Raw genomic sequence first — 18969 nt, 5'->3', positions numbered from 1 at the left:
GTCTTGAGATCAGCGCAGCATGAACAGATCTCTTACAGTGTGGCGAACACACTGGTTTGATTGCGGCCTTGGGTTTTAGCTTTGTATAACATCTGATCGGCGACTTCGAGCAACTGCTTTTTGTCGTCAAATAAATCAGCGCTGGCCAAACCTATGCTGACCGTTAATTGTCGTAATAACCACTCATGGTTAGCCACTACCAGCCTTAACTTTTCCAGTGTTTTATTTGCGGACGCTGTGTCTGTGCCTGGCAGGATCAGCACAAACTCTTCACCACCATAACGGGCGAAAAAGTCATAGTTCCTGCTATGGCGCTGAAACAGAGCCGCGACTTGACTCAGTGCCTCATCTCCTGCGGCATGACCATAGCTGTCGTTAAAACTCTTAAAGTGATCAATATCAATCAATGCCAGTACAAAAGATTGTCCTGTTCTTTGCCAGCGAGCAAATTCAGCTTCAAACTTGAGGTCAAAAGCTCTTCTGTTGTTCACCCCTGTCAGCGCATCCGTCATGCTGGTATTATGTAATTGTTCGCCGACTTTTTTCAGCTCCAGTATGGCGATCACTTGTCTGGACAGAGCCTGCAAAGAGCTTATCTGCCGCTGGTTCAGCTGCTTAGGAACATGATCATAGACACAAATAGTACCAATCACTGCACCTTCGGGATCAATCAGCGGCGAGCCAGCATAAAATCGGTAGCCAGGTCCTGAAATCACCATAGCATTGGTACTGAATCTGTGATCTAAAGTAGCGTCAGGGACCACCATTACCGCATCAGGTGTTTCCATTGCATACACGCAAAAGGACTCTTTAATTAATACAGAGGTACGCGAAATACCAACTTTTGCAATTAGATTCAGCTTTGTGTCATCGGTTCGCGTCACCATAGCCACTGGTGCATCACAGATATAACACGCCAGTTCAGTGATATCCCGCAGGTTCTGATCTGCTTCAGCAGGTGCTTTTAGTGTGGTTTCTGCACTAGCTGTTTGAGCTAAACTAAAGGTCATGTACTTCTCCGTTTTTCTACTGCATTTTTCAAAGATCCTGCATAGAAAAATGAATTAAATCGTTGATTTAACTCTAGCATAGATCTGTCAGACTTGAAGTTATCTCTGTAGCAATGGTATTGTTTTGTACAATATTCGCCTGCTTGATTTGAGTTTTAGCTGTATTTATAAACTTTTGGCTTTTCCGGTCGCAGGCTCTATAATTTGCTCGTTTAAATCCAACTCTTCGTCTAACGTCATCTATTTAGTGTGCATGCGGCCTCCGGAGCATTTTCCGTGGCTTATTTTACCGAAGCATCGGGATTGCTAAATAGAGCTGAACGCTGTAATGCGCTTTCGAACTGAGCTTTCCGTAACTTCGGCATTAGTTCATGTACCTTGCTTACTGGATGTTGGTTGACGCGCAGCAGCACGTCCGTCAGATAATCGTAAACGTTAATAGCAGTGTTGACCTTGCTTTGAATGACGCCAACATGCTTAGCACCAAGCTCCGTTCAGCAGAATCACAGCCAGTTTTTCAGTTATCCCAAGTGTCACTCTCAGATTAAAGGCCGCCATACCGGATGTAGTGCCAACAAGAAAACTAAAACACAACTTCGCTGATCATCGCTGAGTGTTTATAAATCGTCTCCCATCACCGGTATCGATAAGCAGATAAGCCTGGTTATGCCATTAGCAGTTCTTGAAGCATTCCTGCTTTCAATGTCGTCAACGTGATCACGATTTGAGTTGAGATAACGACTCTGTTGCTGAAGACTCTCAGTTAATTGCCACTCACCAGATTCAAGAACAGCACCCGCTAACTCGGCACATACTGTTGCAAAACCATAAAGCGCTTGATTATCGCGGGTAAAACGCAGCGGCATCGTCTGGCCTTTTACAAGAAGGGACCATTCCAAAACTCTGTACTTACCTTTTAATCGGTTACTGACAAAAATAGTTATACTTGTACCGCTGGCGCCAACAACTAAAAAGCTCGTGATAGCTAGTCCTATCAGAGACCATAACTCTGGTTTCCCACTTAGTAACAGTGGATTAGGCAAATGACTCCTCAAAACGAGATCAGCACCAAGGGTCAGCGCTGTTTTATACACTGCTTGTTCTAATAATGGAGTTGCATTGACCAGTGACGCAACAGCATCACAACTATAAGGTTCTAGAACTGCCGTAGCTCTCAACCATTCTGTTTCATGGGCAATCGCCAACAAATTTGACCAAATTCGAACCAGTGCCGCTATATGAATGGAGTTTTCATCAGTCAGGACGGTTTGATTAAGCTGCTTATCCAGTTCCTGATGCCAGTATTGGTATTGGCTTGTCAAAAGTACAAACAACTCAGATTGAAGCAACTTATTATTAGTTACCGGTCTTATCCTATTTGACATCTCATTGAATAGTTGTATAAATTTTTTGTCTGCTTGTTGCTCACGCTTTAGCAGATCTTGCTGTTGTTGAAGCATCTGTAAATCGTATTCAATGGCCTGCTTAAAAAGTGTGAGTAAGGAACAGTGTTGTGATGCCCGATCTGGGCTTGAAAAGTCCAACATACACAAAGTACCGAAAGTTTTTCCGCTAGGCCAAAGCAATGGCAGGCCATAGTAATAACTAAAGCCTGCTGCAAATGTTGGGTTATTGTTTTCATATCGGGTACCGATTGCATTTTCAACTAGTAATGGCTGGTTACTGGAAATGACTTGGGAACAATAAGTGTTAAGTGCCAATGGAACAGGTTCACCGCAATAAAAAGTTGGTACTGACACACTGCCAACAGCCTGACAAATTTCGTTTTTATCTAATCGATTAATCAGCACACAAGGCACTTCCGCGACTTGAGCCATCGAGTTTACAATGCCTTGCCAGCGCTCTAGGAGCAGAGCGGTTTCTATGCTCAAATCTACTGCCATTTGTTCCCTCAGTATTTAAATAGTCCCCTTTTGCATCATTCGATCTTGTTTATCTCAGAGTATCAAACAGGAAACAAAGTGATTGATGTCAATCAGGGAATTAGCAGCATTGATGCATTAAGCGGCGCACATACACTCTAAGTAAAGTGCTTAAGTCTGATTATGGCAAGAAATTGTTACTTTGTCAGGGATAGTCAACACTTTATTAGCGAGAGACTTGCTTGGCTGACATTTAAGACAAATCGCGAGATTCCAAATCTGCCACCAACAGTCGGAACTGAGTAACTCACTTGAGCTTTAAAAAGTAAAGCATTGAAATATTTATGGTATTTATACATCCTACCTAGCTCACAGCAGAGTTTAGCATCGTGCATTAATATGACCTTACACTAAAAATACGTACTAGTTGACGTCTATCAAACTCGTTTACGAGATAGTGTAGTGGTCGACAAATTTTGGCCACATCGTTATTGCCTAATAACCGATGCTCTCTTTAAATGCGAAATGAGTAGTGCACGCATTTTTAGCCTTTTGGCAAAACGTTGATGTCTCGAAATTTTCAAGCGCTGTGCCTTGTTTATTTTCAGAAACGTCTGCTTTCAGTGAGTTCCTGATGCTCGGGCGCTCTAAATTATGGGTATAGACAATCTGATTTGCCCTATATTTGCAGTTTTTCGTGAACCCTTAATTTCACAACTCTTTTAATCTGATATCCAAAGTCTGCATCCATACATAGCCCCTACGTAAACTGTCTAATAAGTCACATTATACGAACTATTGAGCATGTTATATCTATTTTACATGCTGTAAATTCAGTTCCATTAGTAAATAGATAAAAACCAAGGAGGCTTTATGAAAAATAAATAATGTGATCGTTGCCGGAGGGTGTTTTTGGAGTCTCGAAGACCTCCTTAGAAATCAGGACGGCGTGACGTCAACGAAGGTGTGTAGTGGCACTGAAATGGCGACTGCGCAAGACGTGAAGATGAGCTGTCTGATAGCAACGGATTATCAAGCAGAACCTTCTTAAATACAATTTATTCCACGCCAATACAGCGTGCTGTCTTTCAAATCACTAGGAGAAATTTATGTCACGTTTGAACACCCCTACCACAATCGACGCCGCGCCTACTGCTACCCATACCTCACTCAAGGCTGTGGAAAAACAACTGGGCCGCGTTCCTAACATGTTCCGCGTCGTTGCCAACAGCCCTGCTGCGCTGACTGGCTACCTGCAATTGAGCGCAGCATCAGCACAGGGCGGCTTGGGTACAGCGACTCTTGAGCGTATTGCCCTAGCCGTCGCTGAGATCAACGGCTGCGATTATTGCCTTGCTGCCCATTCCTTCCTAGGCCGTAAGGTGGCCAAGCTTGATGATGCTGAACTCACTGCCAACCGCAGCGGTGCATCAAATGACCCTAAGGCCGACGCAGCCGTGCGTTTTGCTGCCGCCGTAGTCCGCCAGCGCGGGCAAGTCAGCAATGACCAGGTCCAAGCGGTGCTGAACGCTGGCTACAGTGATGCACATGTAGTGGATATTCTGTTGGCTGTTGCCCTGAACACTTTCACTAACTACGTTAACGAAGTGACACAGACCGAGGTCGACTTCCCGGCCGTTCAACCACTAGGCATTGATGTCTAATCCATTGGTGCTCAACTACAGCAATTACCTAAGTTAGGTTCGACTCGAGTAAACATATAGTTTTTCTCAAGAGTCATATCATTTTAGTGGGCTACATAGAGTGAGTCCACATGGCTAAAAATAATTGGAGATATAAGATGACTATTCCCGAAATTGAAAATGGTGTCCAGACTACCAATACCCTTAGTAATAATCTCGGTGCAAAAATCACTAAGTTTGGTATAGGTGGCATCTACGTTGCCATGACGATAATATATTTGTGGTTTGGTGGCATGAAATTCACTAGCTACGAAGCAAACGGTATACATGGTTTTGTTAGTAATAGCCCTCTGCTTTCGTGGATGTATAGCTTCCTCAGCATTCAAGGATTCTCAAATTTTCTGGGTGTGCTTGAAATTTCAGTTGGCCTGTTAATCGCTGCACGAGTTTTCTCCCCTAAGCTCGCAATCTTGGGCGGTGTACTTTCAACCGGACTCTTTTTTACGACATTGTCGTTCATGCTGACTACACCCGGTGTTTTTGAGGCATCTCTTGGGTTTCCTGCGATCTCTGTGGTTCCTGGCCAGTTTTTGCTAAAAGATTTAGGCTTGTTTGTCGTGTCTATATTTATCGTAGGTACATCACTTACAGCACTGGAGCACAAAAACAAATAAGCCTCACCCGAAACAACTATAAGTTAGATGGCTCCTAAACACATTAGAGAGCCTTTATTTTTATCTTTTAAGTGCTTCAAGTACGTGCCTTACTAGAGGCTGTTGATCTTTGAGTGAAAAATGAACGGCATAGCAACAAGGTATAATGGTTTCGCCAAAAATCAAAAATACCACCGAGAACGGACGTTGCTATGCCAAGGACAATGCTAACAGATAACGCCTAGGAAGCCCTAAAGCAAATACTTAAAGAGACAGGGCGTGTTTACAATAAATATGAACACCGAAATACACTGGAAGGCATACTTTATCGTATGCGCACAGGCATTCAGTGGCGAGATTTGCCTGAAAGATTCGGTCGTTGGAACTCTGTATTTAAGCGCTTTAACCTTTGGTCAAAGAAAGGTGTGTTACAAAAATGGTTTCAAAGCATATCGTCCGATAATGATCCAGAATGGTTGTTTATTGATGGAAGTATTGTCAAAGCGCATCAAGACAGTAGCGGAGCCGCAAGCAGTTCAGATGAAGCGATAGGAAAAAGTCGGGGTGGGAGTTCTACAAAAATTCATCTCGCTGTAGATAGCGGTGGGCTTCCCGTTTATTTTGAAATATCGGGTGGTCAGATAAATGACATTGGTTATGTGAAAAAAACCGATGCAGAAACCCAGGTACTGTTTGAATTTATCGCGCATCGATATGAAAGCGGTAGCCTGATCATCACAGCCAATCACCCGTTTAGTGCATGGGATCAGATCTTCCCAGACAGCATGATGACGGTAGCGGCCATAGATCGGCTGATCCACCACGCGACAATTATAGAATTAGAAGGAGAAAGCTATCGAAAACAACATCAGTTAAAACAAGCTGGAAGTAGGAAAAATGAGAAAACCTAACCGGCCATCATAATTGACGCGAACCGGCCAAGATAGTTGACGCCGAACATGTCAGAATTATCTATAAAAATTGGGAAATTAATCCGTAATAAAAGAATAGAGTTAAACATGACTCAAGAGTTCTTGGCCCTACAGTGCTCTATAGATAGGAGCTACATGGGAAGAATTGAGCGTGGGGAAGTAAATCTAACTGTCGAAAAACTATATGAGATTGCAAAAATATTGAAGATTCATCCTCAACACTTATTACCGAACTTTTAGAAAATTAATTATTTAACAAAAGGTTATAAATTAAATAAAAAACGTAGATAATCTACTGTAATTTTAATTGACATAGTACTATCAGCAACATAATATGCTATTTAGCTGGTTTGAATAGATGTTCTACTGCAAAAAATAAGGATGACAGGTGGCCGCCTGTCATCGAGTTCAAAACCATTAACACGACTAAATATTAGGAGTTCAGAACAAATGAAAGTATATCAGATCAATTATGACCTGCGTAAACAACGTAACTATGATGAGCTTTATGAAAAAATTAGGTCTCTAGGCAATTGGTGTCATCCACTGGAGTCATGTTGGTTAATTGTCTCTGAAAAAACACCATCACAAATTGCAGAGGAATTATTCAAAGTCATGGATGGTAATGATGGCTTATTAGTGACTCGCTTACAAAATGAGGCAGCTTGGTACAACCTTGATTCAAAGGGAATGAAAGATGTTACTACTTGGCTTAAAGAAAACTTAGGCAAAGCTTCTTAAATATGTGAGCCAAGGATGGCTCAATCCCTTTCTGAGTAAATATTTATGGCAAAGTTAAAGAGATTCTTAAAACTGAGCGACCTTACAGAGATTCGTACAGGCTTTACATTTCGAGAAAAGATCGAGGAAGTTGAGTCTGGCAATGCCCACGTATTGCAGATCAAAGACATTCGTAACATAGCAACGGATACATGTAGTTATACGCTTTTTGCAGATGCTTTACCGCAAATTGATTGGCAAGGTAAAGATAACGCAATCGTGTCGCCTGAGTCTGTGTTGCTGCCCTGTCGTGGAGAGTATCTCAAGGCACATTATTTTGTAGGCAATCAAGATCAATCAAAAGCATTACCCTTAATTGTGAGTAGCCAGTTTTTGATAATAATGCCAAATCAAAATGTAGTGCCTGAATACTTATGCTGGTACTTAAACCAACCTCATGTGCAATACGAGTTACGGAAAGAAAGTCAGGGCTCTAAGATGCCAATGCTTAGCGTATCTACAGTCAACCAGTTTGAAGTTGAAATCCCTAGCTTGGATATTCAGCAACGCATAATCGAATTAAACCGTATTTGGGAGCAAGAGCAGATCTTGACCCAACAATTACTTAAAAATCGTGAACAAATGATGATGGGCATGTTTAAACAACTGCTCCAAGGAAACAAATAATGGTTACTCAAATCAATCAAGATACCGTCAATAAAGCCCTTTGGTCGGCATGTGATGTATTCCGTGGCACGGTGAGTGCAGATACCTACAAAGACTATATTTTGACGATGTTATTCTTAAAGTACATCTCTGATGTATGGCAAGATCACTACGATAATTATAAAAATGAACATGGCGATGAACCTGAGCTCATCGAAGAATTAATGAAAAGCGAGCGTTTTGTCCTGCCTCGTGAATCAAATTTCTATACCTTGCATGAGCGTCGCTTTGAACCCGGCAATGGTGAACGTATTGATATGGCTTTGCATGCACTTGAAGAAGCCAATGGTACAAAGCTCAAAGATGTAGGCAAAAGCGTTTTCCAAGATATCTCGTTTAATACCGATAAATTGGGTGAAGAAAAACAAAAGAATACGATTCTGAAAGACTTACTTGAAGTGTTTGCTTCTAAGGATTTAGATCTGAAACCAAGCCGTGTAGGTTTACTTGATGTGATTGGCAACGGTTATGAGTTTTTGATTAAAAATTTCGCCGCGAGTGGTGGTCAAAAAGCAGGTGAATTCTATACACCACCTGAAGTATCGGACTTAATTGCAGAGTTACTTGACCCACAAAAAGGCGACAGCATTTGTGACCCTGCCTGTGGTTCTGGCTCACTATTAATGAAATGTGGTCGTAAAGTTGTAGCGAATCACGATAGCAAAGAATATGCACTTTATGGGCAAGAAGCGATTGGTTCAACTTGGTCATTGGCGAAGATGAACATGTTCTTGCATGGTGAAGATAATCATAAAATTGAGTGGGGAGATACCATTCGTAATCCAAAATTATTGGATAAAAATGGCGACTTGATGCTGTTTGATATCGTGACCGCAAACCCACCATTCTCATTAGACAAGTGGGGTTATGAGCAAGCTGAAAATGATAAGTTTGATCGTTTCCGTCGTGGTTTACCACCAAAGACCAAAGGTGATTATGCGTTTATCTCACACATGATTGAAACGCTAAAACCTGTTACGGGTCGTATGGGTGTTGTGGTTCCACATGGTGTGTTATTCCGTGGTTCGTCTGAAGGGAAGATTCGTGAGAAGTTGATAAACGAAAACTTGTTAGATGCGGTGATTGGTTTACCTGAAAAGCTCTTCTACGGTACGGGTATTCCTGCTGCGATTTTAATTTTCAAAAAGCAAAAGTCTGATGATTCGGTTTTGTTTATTGATGCAAGCCGTGAGTTTAAGTCAGGTAAAAATCAAAACAACTTATCTGAAGAGAATATTGCCAAGATTATTGCAACCTATCGAGCTCGTGAAAGTGTAGATAAGTATGCGTATTTGGCGACTTTGCAGCAAGTCAAAGACAACGATTACAACCTGAACATTCCTCGTTATGTGGATACCTTTGAAGAGGAAGCTGAGATTGATTTGGTTGCTGTACGTGCTGAGCGTGAGCAGTTAAAGACTCAACTTGCTGAGCTTGAAGTGCAAATGGCGAAGTATTTAGAGGAGCTAGGTTATGTCAATTAATAAAATAACGCCTTTAGATACTTTTGTTAGTAATGATGCTCCTATTTGTTATGGCATTTTGAAGCCGGGTGATCACTATGAAGGTGGAATTCCTGTAATTAAAGTAAAGAATATTATAGGCGGCGTAATTCTAGAAGATGATTTACTCAAGACTACGCCTGAAATTCATGCACAATATAAGCGAGCCGAAGTAAAAGAAGGCGATATTTTATTGACGATACGCGGCACTACAGGACGTGTTGCGATTGTGCCTAACTCATTAAATGGTGCAAATATAACGCAAGATACGGCAAGAATTAGAGTTTCATCAAATGATGATTCACTTTATATATTTTATGCGTTGCAATCATTTAATGTTCAGCAACAAATTACTTTGAATACAGTCGGCCAAGCTGTCAAAGGTATTAATATTGCTGAAGTTAAAAAGTTAAAAATTTATCATCCAATTCTAGATGAACAAAAGGCAATCGCCCAAATCCTTTCAACTTGGGACCAAGCGATTTCGGCTACTGAAAAACTGCTTGAAAATAGCCAACAGCAGAAAAAAGCATTGATGCAACAATTGCTCACAGGTAAGAAACGTTTGCTTGATGAGGCAAGATCAAGATTTAATATTTCTTGGGAAAAACATCGTCTAGGAATATTCTTGAAAGAAGAGAAGCAACGTAATAAAGATAATTCAATATCTCGTGTGCTAAGTGTGACAAATCATAGTGGATTCATTTTACCTGAAAATCAGTTTTCAAAGCGTATTGCGAGTGACGAAGTTTCGAATTACAAGGTAGTTAGGCAAGGACAGTATGGTTATAACCCATCACGTATCAATGTGGGGTCTTTTGCAAGGCTAGATCAATTTGAAAATGGTTTATTAAGTCCGATGTATGTTGTTTTTAGCATTAAATCTGAAAATTTAGATAGTGATTTTTTCCTTTATTGGATGAAGTCTAATGAAGCTAAGCAACGAATCAATAACAGTACTCAAGGTTCTGTTAGGGATTCTGTTGGATTTGATGCTATTAGTAGTTTCGTTCTTAAGTTACCTGAGATACAAGAACAACGAAAAATTGCTAAAGTCCTTTCTTTCGCCGATCAAGAAATTGAAACTTTGCAGAAAAAACTCAATTGTTTAAAGCAAGAAAAAAAAGCACTCATGCAGCAATTGTTAACAGGTAAACGTCGGGTGAAATTAGGAGAATTGAAATGAAACTTGGTTTTTTCTTTGGTGCAGGTGCAGAGATTAGTTATGGGCTGCCAAGTGGAGGGAAATTTGCTATTGATCTATTTAGACAAGACCCTAGTCCATTTCGAACCGCTTTCCGACATCAGTTGCAAACCATTGATGTTATGTCAACATATGCTACAGATTGGTTACCGCAGGGCTTTAAGGAAAAAAGGATTCATGCGTTTGGACGAAGTGAGTTTACGTGTTTGATTGAATCATCAATTGAATATCGTCGAACTGAAATTATTAGACGATTAAATCAATTTGATTCTGAGTGTGATGCAGCAATGTCTACACTAGGGATTAGTAGAGAGTTACTAGAACAGAAATTTTCGGAGGTGGTAGGTAGTTCCATTGGAGACCGTGTTTATACACATGCTATTAAATTGAATGAATTATTGGCTAAAGATGTGAATTTATTTGGCTCAAATTATTATTCAGCAATGCTTGATATTGTGAAAAATAGTGATAATAGCGATGATCTTAAACGGTATGTTACGGCTTTTTTACAGTTATTGGTTGGGGCTCATGGTCAAGATCTTGTTTGCAAGTTAAACCAAGAATTGTTTGAAACAGCACCAGATGATTTACCAATTTTTGATGATATTTCAGGTATGTTTCGTTTGGAGTTCAATCGTATTGGTTCAACGGCACTTGAATTGCTTCTAGAAGAAAATCGAAGTTTTGGTACTGCTGACTCAGATACTGGACTAAGTTTGTTCTGTGCAATTGCACAAAATGTGCTTGAGAGTATATTTACCACAGTTTTAGATTATCAGAAGTTAATAGATGATCATTTTCGTTATTTATTTTCTCCAGAAACTGATTGGGCTAAGTTTACCAAGATGGTTATATTTTTGAAAATTGCACGAGATTATATTCAAAGTCAAGCTCCTGATATATCTACTATCTCATCAGAAGGTTATTATCATGATTTAGCAGATTTTGTTAATAATCATGAATTTTCAGCTATTGGCACTGCAAATTATAATAGTTTATTGGCTCCTATTTTTGAGCAACAAAAGATGTCAATTCCTGAGGTGATTCACCTTAATGGCTGTGTGCATGATTATTATAATCCATATAAAAATACTGTTGTAACTTGTGAAAATACGGACGAATTGGATCAATCCCAAATCTATGTACCATTTATTTTGACGCAGAGTGGATTAAAACCTTTAACTTCTGTGACTATGTCAAGGCGTTATGTACAGCTATTTGATGCTTACAACGATTCAGATGCTATCGTGGTTGTAGGGTTTGGTTTTAATAAAGATGACAGCCATATCAATGGATTGTTTCGTGAGCTAATTGAAAGTTACGGGAAAAAACTTTTTGTAATTAGTCGAGATGTAGATGGTTCGGCTGAGCAACAACAACGTGATTTACGAAAAAAACTGAGAATTTCTAACAGTTATAGTAAATCAGTTGTGGTTGTGCCAGTTAATAGTAATACACGATGTATTGGAGAGGAGCTTTGGGTTAATTATGTAATTTCTATGTTGAAACCTGATGATATACAAGAAGCCAAGCATGGGAAATGATCTTATCCTTTACACCACCGATGACGGACAATCTCAATTTGTACTGCGTGAGTTAGGTGGACAATTGTGGCTTACACAATTAGAAATAGCTGAGCTTTATCAAACCACTAAGCAAAATATTAGTAAACATATAAAGGCTATTTTGGACGAAGGCGAATTATTGCCCGAAGCAGTTGTCAACTTTCAGTTGACAACTGCCAGTGATGGTAAAAAATATCAAATGCAATTTTATGCCTTAGCAATGATTATTGCGATTGGCTATCGAGTGCGCTCAACACGTGGCACACAATTTCGCCAATGGGCAACGCGTACCATTGGGGAGTATTTGCAAAAAGGTTTTGCAATAGATGATGAACGATTAAAAAATCCACCTGTGGGAACAGTCCCAGCACCTGACCACTTTGATGAATTACTAGAACGTATCCGAGATATACGGGCAAGTGAGCGACGCGTTTATCTGCGCGTTCGGGAAATTTTTGCATTGGCTGCCGACTATCAACCATCATTTAAAGAAACCACACAATTTTTTCAAGTCATTCAAAATAAACTGCATTTTGTTTGTACTGGCCAAACCGCTGCTGAAGTTATTTATCGTCGAGCAGATGCTAAGAAAATTCACATGGGGCTAAGTAATTTTAAAGGTAAAAAAATTAAAAAAAATGACGTTACTGTCGCTAAAAACTATTTAGAAAAAACTGAAATCGAAGAACTCAACCGTATCGTTACTATGTGGCTAGACTTTGCCGAAGATCAGGCAAAAAGACGCAAACAAATATTCTTGAAAGATTGGCAGCAAAAGCTAGATCAATTTTTGCAGTTTAATGATCGTAACGTGTTGGCAAATCATGGCAGTATTAGCAGACAGCAGGCAAATGAAAAAGCTTATATTGAGTTTGATGTTTATAGTGTTCAGCAAAGGGAATTGAGAGAAAAGCAGGGTGAGCAAGATATTGCTGAATTACTGCAATGGTCAAATAAGGATAAGTCATGACGCTGTATAATCCTAAATTCCAAGAAGAATACAGCGCCAAGCTGCCAGCTCTGACTTTGCTGTGTAATTTGGGCTGGTCATTCCTCCCGCCATCGCAGGCGCTGGCTGCTCGTGATGCTAAACAAGACCAAGTTGTTCTACGGCAAATTTTACGTGCTGAATTGGCAAAACGCAGCTTTACATTTGCGGGTCAGGAATATCCAATTTCAGCAAAATCAGTAGATAATTTGATATCAGAAATTTGTAGTCCTGCTTTGAATGAAGGGTTACTTACAGCCAATGAAAAAATCTATAACCATTTGTTCTACGGTATTCCTGTAACTGAATTTGTAAATGGAAAGAAGGTCAGCCCAACGATTCCATTGATTGATTGGCATAACATCCATAATAATGACTTTTCATATACAGAAGAATTTGCTGTAACACGTTCAGGTGGAGTAGATACACGTAGACCCGATATCATTTGCTTTGTAAATGGTATTCCTTTAGTTGTGATTGAAGCAAAACGCCCTGACAGTCAGGCAAAGAAAGGTCCAACAATTAATGAAGGTATTTCTCAGACACTTCGTAATCAGCGACCTGATGAAATTCCACATCTGTTTGCATATAGCCAACTGATACTCTCTATAAATGGGCATGAAGGTCGTTACGGCACATGTAATACCCCTGCAAAATTTTGGGCTGCATGGCGAGAAGAAGATATTTCTGATGCAGAAATGTATGCGCTTAAAAATAAGAAATTAAGTGCTTCTCAAAAACAGAGCCTATTTTCTTATCGTCCAGTTGATGACTTAAATTGGTATGAAAACCTAATTGCAGGTGGAGACTTAGCTGTTACAGGTCAAGATCAACTGCTGATTAGTCTATTAAAGCCTGAACGCCTACTTGAAATGGTTCGCCTATATACGCTTTTCGATAAGAAAGCAGGAAAAATTGTTGCTCGTTATCAGCAAATCTTTGGTATCAAACGACTTATTGAGCGTATTAGTACGAAGAACAGCAAAGGTGGTCGTGAAGGTGGTGTGATTTGGCATACAACAGGCTCAGGTAAATCTTTTACTATGGTCTTTCTCAGTAAAGCCATGATCTTACATGAAACTTTAAAAAAATGCCGTATTTTGGTTGTCACTGACCGTGTCGATTTAGAAGATCAACTGAGTAAAACCTTTGTATCAGGTGGTGAACTGGCAGGAAAAAAAGACAAGCAAAATGCCATGGCGACTTCAGGCAAACGCTTGGCTGAACAAATTGGTAAGGGTACAGAACGAATCATGTTCTCTTTGATTCAGAAGTTTAATTCTGCAACCAAGCTTCCTGAATGTGTTAACACAAGTTCAGACTTCATTGTCCTGATTGATGAAGGGCATCGAAGCCAAGGTGGTGAAAACCATGTACGTATGAAACTCGCACTGCCAAATGCGGCATTCGTGGCATTTACAGGTACACCATTGCTTAAAGATGAAAAGACCGTTAACAAGTTTGGACCTATTGTTCATGCTTATACAATGCAAAGAGCCGTAGAAGATAAAACCGTAACGCCTTTGCTCTATGAAGAACGAATTCCTGATTTAGATGTCAATGAACGAGCGATTGATACGTGGTTTGAACGGATAACAGAAGGTTTAAATGATCAGCAAAAAGCAGATTTAAAACGTAAATTTGCGAGAAAAGGTGAAATTTATACTGCGGATGATCGTATTCGCCTGATTGCGTTAGATATTGCCAATCACTTTGTGAAAAATATTGATGATGGTTTAAAAGGACAGCTTGCTTGCGATAGCAAGGCTTCAGCGATTAAGTATAAAAAGTACTTGGATGAAGCAGGCTTGTTTGAGTCTGCTGTGGTGATGAGCCCACCTGATAGTCGTGAAGGAAATACTGATGTTGATGAATCGACTACCCCTGAAGTGACCCAATGGTGGAAAGACAATGTCGGCACTCAGGATGAGCAAACTTATACCAAACAAGTAATTGAGCGTTTTGAAAAAGATGATTCGCTTAAATTGCTGATAGTGGTGGATAAGCTCTTAACAGGTTTTGATGAACCTAAAAATGCTGTTCTTTATATTGATAAAAATTTAAAACAGCACAATTTAATTCAAGCAATTGCGCGTGTAAACAGACTTCACCCATTGAAAAAGTTTGGTTTATTAATTGATTATCGCGGTATTTTAAAAGAATTGGATGCCACAATTCTTGATTACCAAGATCTCGCTGCTCGTACCCAAGGTGGTTATGATATTAACGATCTTACAGGCTTATATACTCAAATGAGTTCTGAATACAAACGATTACCTCGTTTGTATAAAGCACTTTGGGCAATTTTTGCTGATGTTAAAAATAAAAATGATCCAGAGCAGTTACGCCAAGTTTTAGTTCCTCGTATTGAAGAACGTAAGGGTGAGTTAGTCGATATTCACTTAAAAGTTCGTGATGATTTTTATGAAGCACTTACAGAGTTTGCAAGTTGTTTAAAAGTTGCGTTGCAGTCAGCAACCTTCTTTGAAGATAAAAGCTTTTCTGATGCAGATCGTCAGCACTACAAAGAAACAGTCAAACTATTTACAAGCTTGCGTCAAATTGTGAAACGAGATGCTGGGGAGACTGTTGACTACGATCAGTATGCAGAGCAAGTCAAAAAACTGATTGATAAGCATGTTGTGGGCATTGAAGTTAAGGACCCTGATGGGGTTTATGAAGTTGGCAAGATGGGTAAAATAGCTCAGCCTGAAGATTGGAGTGAAGAGAAAACACGTAATGAAACGGATATCATTAAAACTCGTGTAACTAAGATGATTGAGCAACAATTGCGTGATGATCCTTATGCTCAGGAGGCTTTCTCTAAGCTGTTACGTCAAGTCATTGAAGAAGCAGAGAAAGAGTTTGATCACCCATTGAAGCAACACATGTTGTTTAGAGAGTTTGAAGAACAAGTTGAAGCTCGTCGTTTAGATGAAATTCCCGATGTGTTCAGTGGTAATAAGCATGCTCAAGCTTATTACGGGGTCTTTAAGAAGCTATTACCTGAAGCATTCTCGATAACAAATCAACAGAATCAAGATAAGTGGATTGAACTCGCTTTCGAGGTTGATCGTTCTGTGATGAGCTCTGTGGCTGAAAACTCCATCAATCCGCAAAATATTGAAGCGGATATCCGTAAAAAATTATTACCTCAGATGTTCCGTGAATGTAAATCCATTGGGAGTGGTATGGATCAAGCAAAAAAAATTGTAGAAATGATCGTACAAATTACTCGGGTTGGTTTAAATGGGCTCTAGGATGAATACGCTGCCAGAGAGAAAGTTAAGCATTGTTTATGGTGATGAAATTATTGATTTTGAGGTGCTTGAAAGTCCTAGTCGTACTCAAAAGATACTGATTAAAGTCTATGCTGATTGTCGGGTGGTTGTATCAACACCGTTAAATACAGATGATCAAACAATTATTGAAGCGGTAAAGCAGCGTAGTCGTTGGATCTATAAACAATTACGAGAGTTCCGTGAACAAAGTAGATTTATCACGCCTCGCAAATATAAAAGTGGTGAAAGCCACTTTTATTTAGGTAAACAATATCAATTGAAAGTGATTCATGATGATACCAAGCCAAAAGGTGTAAAACTTCTAAGAGGAAGATTGGAAGTAAACACCTTGGATATGGGTCTTGAAAGTATTAAATCTTATTTAAATGAATGGTATAGAATCCGAGCAAAAGTCATATTCGAAGCACGTTTGCAACATATTCTAGAACAAGCTTTATGGGTTGAAAATTACCCTGATATTCGTTTGATGACCATGCGAACACAGTGGGGAAACTGCTCCCCATCAGGTTTACTTACGCTCAATCCTCATCTAGTTAAAGCGCCTACAATCTGCATTGATTATGTGATTCTGCATGAACTTTGTCATTTGGTTGAACATAATCATAGTGAGCGTTTCTACCAACTATTGAATCAAGTTATGCCTGATTGGGAGGTAGTGAAAGAGAGATTAGATAACATGGCTGTGAAGTTTTTTGATATTTTATAACAAGTTTGTTTCAGCGGTGGAAATTCGGTAAGGGGGAACTCTTCCATATAATTTATAAACTGATTAAGGTATGTGGCATAAGTGAGCTTAAATTTAAAATATTGTAATTACAAAACAGCAACTTATACATAAAATATCAATGAATGGCTTTTCAGGAAGTTTGTGCAATGTAAGCCTATCGTAAGCTATAAAAAGGGAAATTTAATATCTCCCTTATAGATTACAAATATGAAAGCTGTATTTGAGATGCAAAAAAAAGCTTTTGCTCTAATTCCTCATTCCACAGTCCTTCATCTTCCATACCTTGTTTTATATTTTTGAATATATCATCAGATAAGGTAACAGTAGATGATATAGCTGAATATTGAGCTTGAGGTAAGCATTCATTCAATAAACCTTTCATAGTATTGATCAGTTTATTTCGCCAAATAGTTGTTCGTTTTGATTTATATTGCTCAAATTGATCTTCGGCAACGGAAAGAAGTTCTTGTATTTTTTCACCAATATCAAAACGAACTTGTACCCACGAATTTCACTTGCTAATGGTGAATTTTTTACAAACTCATACAGGGCGTGTTATGTAATTATTTGAAGTTAATTGCTAGTCATGGTTTATTGCCGGCATATATAATGAAATATTAATTAATTGCTTATGTTATCGTAGGGTTGGGTTGATATGCCTATTTTATGAGCGAATTAAAAGAAGGACGGCAATGATCGATGAAGACTATTTCAAATACAGAGAAGCCAATTTATTAGCTCAATGGGATAAAAAACTTGCCACGGTACTAAAAATTCAAGAACTTGAGGCAGAACTCAAAGAATTTAGCTATATCCAAACATGTCGCAAAGATAAAAATACAGCAAGCTATGCACGTTTAGAACGTAGTATAGAAGGGTTTAGAAACCGCATAGCCCGCTTAAAAAAACAACTTTATACGACCTAATCATCATTTTTAACAAAGCAGTGTTAGTACACTAAAATGATTGAATAGCTTAGGTCAATCACTGAACTTTAGTCAGATGTTTAGATGTTCTCACCTCGAATCACTTGCTAGTATCTCGAGAGAAAATTCTATTTGTATTTATTACTGTTTTTAGAAAACTATCAGTGTAAATTTACGGTCAAAATAGCCATAGATCTTTTATTAATTTAACGTAATATTCTGTTTATGTAATTTTAATATTTATATTTATTTATAAAACAATAAATTATTTAATTTTTATTAAATATAGGTATATATATCCATACAATACTGAGAACGATGGATTCAAATATAACGACACATTTACACATTCTTCTTGGTTATTATTTATTAAAAATCGCTTGGAAGTCGTAAAGGATTTGCTCAAAGAAGATGGCCTGGTTTTCATTCAATGTGATGACAATGAACAAGCATATCTAAAAGTTTTAGCAGATGAAGTCTTTGGTCGTGAAAACTACTTAAACCAAGTTTCAGTAAAAATGAAACAAACGTCTGGTGCTTCTGGTGGTGGCGAAGACAAGCGCCTGAAGAAAAATATCGAATATATTTTGATTTACACCAAAAATATGAATAGTGAGAATGGTTTTAAAAAGTTCAACGATTTCTATGACGAAGTAGAATTGTTTGAATATCTAGAAACCATGAAGCAGCTTAAAAAGAGCTGGAAGTATACGCGTATCTTAAAAAGCGTTGGTACCAAAGAGCACATTAAGACATTAACAGATGGTTCAGGTGAGCCGATTGAGGTTTATACGCATAAAGGTGTGGTTCTAGAGCCGATCAAAAAGGTGATGGAAGAAGAAAACCTGACTGAAGCTGAATGCTATCTGAAGTACTTTGATAAGATTATGCGCGACACGAATGCTCAAAGCTCAATTAGAACACGCGTGATGGAAGGTGTAACCGGGGATCATGAGCTATTAAGCATTGAATATGTGCCTAGATCTGGAAAAAACAAAAATAAGGTAACGACTGTCTATTACAAGGGTGCCAAGTGCGATCAAATTGCTTGGTTGAGTGATATTGCGGTCAAAAGAGAGAGATGGATCCGTAAATTTGAACAACTCCTATAAGTGATATTCTGCTCCTCAAATGATGTTATAAACATCAATATATGGAGTATTTTATGGCACGTAGACCAAGAAGAAA

The 18969-nt window shown here is 39.0% G+C and carries 18 protein-coding genes; 15 read left to right on the top strand and 3 right to left on the bottom strand.

Annotated features, from left to right (window positions below; genetic code table 11):
* Window positions 1-32: 32 nt before the first annotated feature.
* Together L6C30_RS11665 and L6C30_RS11655 are read right to left on the bottom strand one after the other, a co-directional pair.
* On the bottom strand, window positions 33-1010 hold the full coding sequence (locus L6C30_RS11665; RefSeq protein WP_002119794.1) for a sensor domain-containing diguanylate cyclase: 978 nt from the start codon (window positions 1008-1010) through the stop codon (window positions 33-35).
* Between the two features lie 617 nt (window positions 1011-1627).
* Window positions 1628-2914, bottom strand: a complete 1287-nt coding sequence (locus tag L6C30_RS11655; RefSeq protein WP_000257537.1) for a GAF domain-containing protein — start codon at window positions 2912-2914, stop codon at window positions 1628-1630.
* 868 nt (window positions 2915-3782) lie between these two features.
* Between L6C30_RS11655 and L6C30_RS14925 the strand changes: the two genes are divergently transcribed.
* The 13 genes from L6C30_RS14925 to L6C30_RS11595 all read left to right on the top strand — a co-directional run bounded on the left by L6C30_RS14925 (window position 3783) and on the right by L6C30_RS11595 (window position 16834).
* On the top strand, window positions 3783-3944 hold the full coding sequence (locus L6C30_RS14925; RefSeq protein ID WP_223290059.1) for a peptide-methionine (S)-S-oxide reductase: 162 nt from the start codon (window positions 3783-3785) through the stop codon (window positions 3942-3944).
* A 58-nt stretch (window positions 3945-4002) separates the two neighbouring features.
* Window positions 4003-4557: a carboxymuconolactone decarboxylase family protein gene (locus L6C30_RS11650; protein WP_000088799.1), complete on the top strand. Its 555-nt coding sequence runs from the start codon at window positions 4003-4005 to the stop codon at window positions 4555-4557.
* Window positions 4558-4694: 137 nt separating this feature from the next.
* A complete protein-coding gene (locus tag L6C30_RS11645) occupies window positions 4695-5210 on the top strand; it encodes a YkgB family protein (RefSeq protein ID WP_004911234.1) in 516 nt (171 codons plus the stop codon).
* A gap of 239 nt (window positions 5211-5449) precedes the next feature.
* A complete protein-coding gene (locus L6C30_RS11640; RefSeq protein ID WP_198114842.1) occupies window positions 5450-6100 on the top strand; it encodes an IS5 family transposase in 651 nt (216 codons plus the stop codon).
* Between the two features lie 48 nt (window positions 6101-6148).
* Window positions 6149-6361 (top strand): helix-turn-helix domain-containing protein, encoded by a 213-nt coding sequence (locus tag L6C30_RS11635; RefSeq protein ID WP_057081898.1) that lies wholly within the window; start codon window positions 6149-6151, stop codon window positions 6359-6361.
* Between the two features lie 210 nt (window positions 6362-6571).
* Entirely contained in the window at window positions 6572-6862 is a 291-nt protein-coding gene (locus L6C30_RS11630; protein ID WP_057081899.1) for a hypothetical protein, read from the top strand.
* Window positions 6863-6907: 45 nt separating this feature from the next.
* Complete coding sequence (locus L6C30_RS11625) at window positions 6908-7528, top strand: restriction endonuclease subunit S (RefSeq protein ID WP_057104322.1); 621 nt, start codon at window positions 6908-6910, stop codon at window positions 7526-7528.
* Window positions 7528-9051: a type I restriction-modification system subunit M gene (locus L6C30_RS11620; RefSeq protein WP_139853749.1), complete on the top strand. Its 1524-nt coding sequence runs from the start codon at window positions 7528-7530 to the stop codon at window positions 9049-9051. Before L6C30_RS11625 ends, L6C30_RS11620 begins: the two co-directional genes overlap by 1 nt.
* Window positions 9041-10255 carry a restriction endonuclease subunit S gene (locus L6C30_RS11615; protein WP_139853750.1) on the top strand — a complete coding sequence of 405 codons (1215 nt, stop codon included), beginning with the start codon at window positions 9041-9043 and terminating at the stop codon, window positions 10253-10255. Before L6C30_RS11620 ends, L6C30_RS11615 begins: the two co-directional genes overlap by 11 nt.
* On the top strand, window positions 10252-11817 hold the full coding sequence (locus L6C30_RS11610) for a hypothetical protein (protein ID WP_139853751.1): 1566 nt from the start codon (window positions 10252-10254) through the stop codon (window positions 11815-11817). The genes L6C30_RS11615 and L6C30_RS11610 overlap by 4 nt, the downstream gene beginning before the upstream one ends.
* On the top strand, window positions 11807-12808 hold the full coding sequence (locus L6C30_RS11605) for a virulence RhuM family protein (protein ID WP_139853752.1): 1002 nt from the start codon (window positions 11807-11809) through the stop codon (window positions 12806-12808). The genes L6C30_RS11610 and L6C30_RS11605 overlap by 11 nt, the downstream gene beginning before the upstream one ends.
* A complete protein-coding gene (locus L6C30_RS11600; protein WP_139853753.1) occupies window positions 12805-16086 on the top strand; it encodes a type I restriction endonuclease subunit R in 3282 nt (1093 codons plus the stop codon). Before L6C30_RS11605 ends, L6C30_RS11600 begins: the two co-directional genes overlap by 4 nt.
* 1 nt (window position 16087) lies before the next feature.
* On the top strand, window positions 16088-16834 hold the full coding sequence (locus L6C30_RS11595) for a M48 family metallopeptidase (protein WP_057081905.1): 747 nt from the start codon (window positions 16088-16090) through the stop codon (window positions 16832-16834).
* Window positions 16835-17054: 220 nt separating this feature from the next.
* Here the strand turns inward: L6C30_RS11595 and L6C30_RS11590 are convergent, their stop codons facing one another.
* The gene (locus L6C30_RS11590) at window positions 17055-17237 is read right to left on the bottom strand and encodes a hypothetical protein (RefSeq protein WP_057081906.1); all 183 of its coding nucleotides are present in this window, start codon (window positions 17235-17237) and stop codon (window positions 17055-17057) included.
* A gap of 310 nt (window positions 17238-17547) precedes the next feature.
* Here L6C30_RS11590 and L6C30_RS11585 point away from each other — a divergent pair, with 310 nt between their 5' ends.
* Both L6C30_RS11585 and L6C30_RS11580 read left to right on the top strand, forming a co-directional pair.
* Window positions 17548-17781, top strand: a complete 234-nt coding sequence (locus L6C30_RS11585) for a hypothetical protein (RefSeq protein ID WP_057081907.1) — start codon at window positions 17548-17550, stop codon at window positions 17779-17781.
* Between the two features lie 230 nt (window positions 17782-18011).
* Window positions 18012-18893 carry a site-specific DNA-methyltransferase gene (locus L6C30_RS11580; protein ID WP_308444328.1) on the top strand — a complete coding sequence of 294 codons (882 nt, stop codon included), beginning with the start codon at window positions 18012-18014 and terminating at the stop codon, window positions 18891-18893.
* Window positions 18894-18969 lie beyond the last annotated feature (76 nt).

The organism is Acinetobacter sp. KAM396, from assembly GCF_021602765.1.
In the GTDB taxonomy this organism is placed as follows: domain Bacteria; phylum Pseudomonadota; class Gammaproteobacteria; order Pseudomonadales; family Moraxellaceae; genus Acinetobacter; species Acinetobacter towneri_A.
This window is presented reverse-complemented; position numbering and strand designations above follow the sequence as displayed.

Coding starts and splice junctions, on each gene's coding strand:
- L6C30_RS11615 (WP_139853750.1), top strand. CDS start 9,041: ATGTCAATTAATAAAATAACGCCTTTAGATACTTTTGTTAGTAATGAT.
- L6C30_RS11625 (WP_057104322.1), top strand. CDS start 6,908: ATGGCAAAGTTAAAGAGATTCTTAAAACTGAGCGACCTTACAGAGATT.
- L6C30_RS11600 (WP_139853753.1), top strand. CDS start 12,805: ATGACGCTGTATAATCCTAAATTCCAAGAAGAATACAGCGCCAAGCTG.
- L6C30_RS11635 (WP_057081898.1), top strand. CDS start 6,149: ATGTCAGAATTATCTATAAAAATTGGGAAATTAATCCGTAATAAAAGA.
- L6C30_RS11630 (WP_057081899.1), top strand. CDS start 6,572: ATGAAAGTATATCAGATCAATTATGACCTGCGTAAACAACGTAACTAT.
- L6C30_RS11610 (WP_139853751.1), top strand. CDS start 10,252: ATGAAACTTGGTTTTTTCTTTGGTGCAGGTGCAGAGATTAGTTATGGG.
- L6C30_RS11655 (WP_000257537.1), bottom strand. CDS start 2,914: ATGGCAGTAGATTTGAGCATAGAAACCGCTCTGCTCCTAGAGCGCTGG.
- L6C30_RS11590 (WP_057081906.1), bottom strand. CDS start 17,237: ATGAAAGGTTTATTGAATGAATGCTTACCTCAAGCTCAATATTCAGCT.
- L6C30_RS11645 (WP_004911234.1), top strand. CDS start 4,695: ATGACTATTCCCGAAATTGAAAATGGTGTCCAGACTACCAATACCCTT.
- L6C30_RS11585 (WP_057081907.1), top strand. CDS start 17,548: ATGATCGATGAAGACTATTTCAAATACAGAGAAGCCAATTTATTAGCT.
- L6C30_RS11605 (WP_139853752.1), top strand. CDS start 11,807: ATGGGAAATGATCTTATCCTTTACACCACCGATGACGGACAATCTCAA.
- L6C30_RS11595 (WP_057081905.1), top strand. CDS start 16,088: ATGAATACGCTGCCAGAGAGAAAGTTAAGCATTGTTTATGGTGATGAA.
- L6C30_RS11650 (WP_000088799.1), top strand. CDS start 4,003: ATGTCACGTTTGAACACCCCTACCACAATCGACGCCGCGCCTACTGCT.
- L6C30_RS11665 (WP_002119794.1), bottom strand. CDS start 1,010: ATGACCTTTAGTTTAGCTCAAACAGCTAGTGCAGAAACCACACTAAAA.
- L6C30_RS11620 (WP_139853749.1), top strand. CDS start 7,528: ATGGTTACTCAAATCAATCAAGATACCGTCAATAAAGCCCTTTGGTCG.